This window comes from Hydrogenophaga sp. (genome assembly GCF_030656115.1).
Lineage (GTDB): Bacteria > Pseudomonadota > Gammaproteobacteria > Burkholderiales > Burkholderiaceae_C > Hydrogenophaga.
On the sequence record NZ_JAUSOO010000188.1, the window covers coordinates 1 to 1682 of the forward strand.

Below are 1682 nucleotides of genomic sequence, written 5' to 3' on the forward strand. Positions count from 1 at the left end.
TTGCGTACTTTGACGGGCTGGGGTTACCAAGACTGTCCTGACCTCAAACTCTCGAACCGCCCGGTGCGGACCCGCATGCCGGGTGGTGTGGCAGGGGTGCAGCCGATAATGGCTGCCCCCTATGCCGATGGGCGCCCGATAATCACACCATGAACACACACGTCAACGCCGATCCGGCCGAGCTGGCCAAATTTTCTGACTTGGCCCACCGCTGGTGGGACCCAGAGAGTGAATTCCGCCCTTTGCACCAGATCAACCCCTTGCGGCTGAACTGGATTGATGGACTTGTGAGCTTGAGCGGTAAGCACGTGCTTGATGTGGGATGCGGTGGCGGTATCTTGTCCGACTCCATGGCCCGCAAGGGTGCACAGGTCACGGGCATTGATCTGTCTGTCAAAGCCCTGCGCGTGGCCCAGTTGCATGCACTCGAAGCTGAAACCCGCAACGTGACCTACCGCGAAATCAGCGCCGAGGCCATTGCGCTTGAGCAGCCGGGCAGTTTTGATGTCGTGACCTGCATGGAAATGCTGGAACACGTGCCCGATCCCGCTTCAGTGGTTAAAGCCTGTTCTGATTTGGTGAAGCCCGGTGGCTGGGTGTTTTTCTCCACCATCAACCGCAACCCCAAGTCGTTTCTGTTCGCCATCATCGGCGCAGAATACGTGTTGCAGCTGCTTCCCAAAGGCACCCACGAATACGCCAAGATGATCCGCCCCAGTGAGTTGGCGGGGTTCTGTCGGTCGGGTGGGCTGGAGCTGACCGAAACCCGTGGCATGGAATACAACCCCTTCACCCGCCGGTACTGGTTGAGCCAAGACACCAGCGTGAACTACATGCTGGCGACCCGAAAGCCATGACCGGGCGTGTATTCACCGGCATACGTGCGGTGTTGTTTGACCTGGATGGCACCCTGATCGACAGTGCACCCGACCTGGGCGCAGCGGCAGACCTGATGCGCATCGGGCGTGGGCTGCCCTCCTTGCCGTTGGCGCGATACCGGCCCATGGCGGGTGCTGGCGCACGTGGCATGCTGCGTGTGGCGTTTGACATGGCACCCGAGCACAAAGACTACGAGGCTCACAAAGAAGAGTTCTTTGTGCACTACGAAGCCTGCCTGACGCAACGCACGCAAGCGTTTGCTGGGGTTGGCGAGCTGCTGGACGTGCTGCAGGGTCACGGATTGCTCTGGGGTGTTGTCACCAACAAGTCACAGCGTTTCACCACGCCCCTGACGCAAGCCATGCCGCTGTTCGGTACTGCCAGAACGATCATCAGTGGTGACACCACGCCGCACGCCAAACCCCACCCTGAGCCTTTGCTGGAGGCTGCCCGTCGCCTCAATTTGCCGCCCAATGTGTGTTTGTATGTGGGGGATGACGAGCGAGACATCGCGGCTGGCCGGGCCGCCGGTATGCCCACCGTGGCTGCGCGCTATGGTTACCTGGGTATGGACGCCGACGTTTCGAGCTGGGGAGCCGATGCCGAGGTAAGTTATCCGCTGGGGGTCTTGAAATTGCTGGAATTGCCTTAAACTTAGACGTTAAGGGGCTGCACTGGTTTCGACGTGGGTTCGGACGCGCAGCAGGGCATGTCGAGGTTCTGTCACCTCGTTAAACCGCAGAAAAAAAACTAACTGCAAACGACGAACGTTTCGCACTCGCCGCTTAATTGCCGGTGAGCTT

2 protein-coding genes and 1 other RNA gene are annotated in these 1682 nt (G+C 59.6%); all 3 read left to right on the plus strand.

The features are described from left to right. Positions 1-149 precede the first annotated feature (149 nt). Positions 150-857, plus strand: coding sequence for a bifunctional 2-polyprenyl-6-hydroxyphenol methylase/3-demethylubiquinol 3-O-methyltransferase UbiG (ubiG, locus tag Q7J58_RS22760; protein ID WP_304832387.1), 708 nt, complete (start codon positions 150-152; stop codon positions 855-857). Then, a complete protein-coding gene (locus Q7J58_RS22765; protein WP_304832388.1) occupies positions 854-1531 on the plus strand; it encodes an HAD-IA family hydrolase in 678 nt (225 codons plus the stop codon). Before ubiG ends, Q7J58_RS22765 begins: the two co-directional genes overlap by 4 nt. Positions 1532-1544: 13 nt before the next feature. After that, positions 1545-1682, plus strand: a transfer-messenger RNA (tmRNA) gene (gene ssrA, locus Q7J58_RS22770); the annotation flags it as partial.

What these genes read in the sequence shown, in the direction of transcription:
- Q7J58_RS22765 (WP_304832388.1), top strand. Translation starts at nt 854, where the DNA reads ATGACCGGGCGTGTATTCACCGGCATACGTGCGGTGTTGTTTGACCTG.
- ubiG (WP_304832387.1), top strand. Translation starts at nt 150, where the DNA reads ATGAACACACACGTCAACGCCGATCCGGCCGAGCTGGCCAAATTTTCT.